Origin of the sequence: Streptococcus mitis (assembly GCF_002096855.1) — a bacterium.
Taxonomy (GTDB): Bacteria; Bacillota; Bacilli; order Lactobacillales; family Streptococcaceae; genus Streptococcus; species Streptococcus mitis_Y.
The window spans coordinates 1-2,226 of sequence record NZ_NCVH01000009.1 but is presented as its reverse complement, the minus strand read 5'-3'; the positions used below and the strand labels follow the sequence as shown (position 1 = coordinate 2,226).

The following is a 2,226-nucleotide window of genomic DNA, read 5'->3' as shown; positions in this document are numbered from 1 at the left end:
CAGAGAAGCCAGTAACTCCAGAGAAGCCAGTAACTCCAGAGAAGCCAGTAACTCCAGAGAAGCCAGTAACTCCAGAGAAACCAGTGACTCCAGAGAAACCAGTGACTCCAGAGAAGCCAGTAACTCCAGAGAAGCCAGTAACTCCAGAGAAACCAGTAACTCCAGAGAAACCAGTGACTCCAGAGAAGCCAGTAACTCCAGAGAAGCCAGTAACTCCAGAGAAGCCAGTAACTCCAGAGAAACCAGTGACTCCAGAGAAGCCAGTAACTCCAGAGAAACCAGTGACTCCAGAGAAGCCAGTAACTCCAGAGAAACAAAACTCTGCTAAAGAAAACACTCCCCAGTTGCCAAATACTGGTACTGAAGATCATAGTAATTTAGCAGCACTTGGACTTCTTGGAGTATTGAGTGGATTTGGTCTTGTAGCTCGCAAGAGAAAAGAAGATTAAAATCTTTAAAATTCTAAAGGAAGAACGACTGCATTTTAGTAGAACTAATTTTTAGTGGCTCATTGTCAACTATAGTGGGTTGAAGAAAAGCTAAAATCTGAGTCTGGGACAATAGTCTCTTATCTCCAAAAAAAGCAACGGATTTGCCGTTGCTTTTTTGGCTCTTTGTCAACTGTAGTGGGTTGAAGAAAAGCTAAGCTCGAGAAAGGATAAATTTTGTCCTTTCTTTTTTGATATTTAGAGCGATAAAAATCCGTTTTTTGAAGTTTTCAAAGTTCCGAAAACCAAAGGCATTGCGTTTGATAAGATTATTAGTTGCTTCCAATTTGGCGTTAGAATAGGGTAATTGAAGAGCGTTGACAATCTTCTCTTTATCCTTGAGATAAAGTTTTAAAGATAGTCTGAAAAAGGGGATAAACCTGTTTTAGATTGTCCTCAATGAGTCCGAAAAATTTGTCTGCCTCCTTGTTCTGAAAGTGAAAAAGCAGGAGCTGGTAGAGATGATAGTGGAGTTTCAAGTCCTCTGAATAGCTCAAAAGCTTGTCTAAAATCTCTTTATTGGTCAAGTGCATACGAAAAGTAGGGCGATAAAATCGCTTATCACAAAGTTTACGGCTATCCTGTTGAATGAGTTTCCAGTAGCGCTTGATAGCCTTGTATTCATGAGATTTTCGCTCAAATTGATTCATAATTTGAACATGGACACGACTCATAGCACGGCTGAGATATTGTACAATGTGAAAGGGGTCGAGAACGATTTTAGCGTTAGGAAAAAGTTTTCTGGCAATATCGTAGTAGGGGCTAAACATATCGATAGTAATAATTTTCACTCGACATCGGACGGCTCTATCGTAGCGCAGAAAGTGATTTCGGATGATAGCCTGTGTTCTGCCTTCAAGAACAGTGATGATATTGAGCTTATCAAAATCTTGCGCAATGAAACTCATCTTCATCTCCCGATTGAAACAGTCACTCCCCTGACTGTTTCAACGTCCCAGGACATAATCTCAGGAAGACGCGAAAAATCATGCTTAAAACGGAAGTCATTGAGCTTGCGAATGACAGTTGAAGTTGAGATGGAAAGCTTATGGGCAATATCGGTCATAGAATTCTTTTCAATCAGTTTTTGAGCAATTTTTTGGTTGATGATACGAGGAATTTGGTGATTCTTCTTGACGAGAGAGGTCTCGGAGACCATCATTTTAGAGCACTGATAGCACTTAAAACGGCGTTTTTTAAGAATAATTCTAGTAGGCATACCAGTTGTTTCGAGGTAAGGGAGTTTAGATGGTTTTTGAAAGTCATATTTCTTCATTAGACTTCCACAATCAGGACAAGAAGGAGCCTCATAATCCAGTCTAGCGATGATTTCTTTGTGGGTATCCCTATTGATGATATCTATAATTTGGATATTTGGGTCTTTGATATCGAGTAGTTTTGTGATAAAATGTAATTGTTCCATATGATTCTTTCTAATGAGTTGTTTTGTCGCTTTTCATTAGGCTCTTTGTCAACTGTAGTGGGTTGAAGAAAAGCTAAGCTCGAGAAAGGACAGATTTAGTCCTTTCTTTTTTGATATTGAGAGCGATAAAAATCCGTTTTTTGAAGTTTTCAAAGTTCCGAAAACCAAAGGCATTTCGCTTGATAAGTTTGATGAGATTATTGGTCGCTTCCAATTTGGCGTTGAAATAGCCAGTTGATGAGCGATATCGGTCATAGAAGTTTTTTCAATCAATTTTTGCGCAATTTTTTGGTTGATAATACGAGGAATTTGGTG

General features: G+C 39.1%; 1 protein-coding gene and 2 pseudogenes. 1 reads left to right on the top strand and 2 read right to left on the bottom strand.

The window, feature by feature from the left end; genetic code table 11:
- The coding region (locus tag B7698_RS00530) for an LPXTG cell wall anchor domain-containing protein (protein ID WP_142358037.1) at positions 1-449 on the top strand (449 nt) is incomplete at its 5' end.
- A gap of 193 nt (positions 450-642) precedes the next feature.
- Here B7698_RS00530 and B7698_RS00525 read toward each other — a convergent pair.
- Positions 643-1,911 (bottom strand): annotated as a pseudogene (locus B7698_RS00525) (ISL3 family transposase).
- Positions 1,912-1,984: 73 nt separating this feature from the next.
- Positions 1,985-2,140, bottom strand: a pseudogene (locus B7698_RS00520) (transposase); the annotation flags it as partial.
- Positions 2,141-2,226 lie beyond the last annotated feature (86 nt).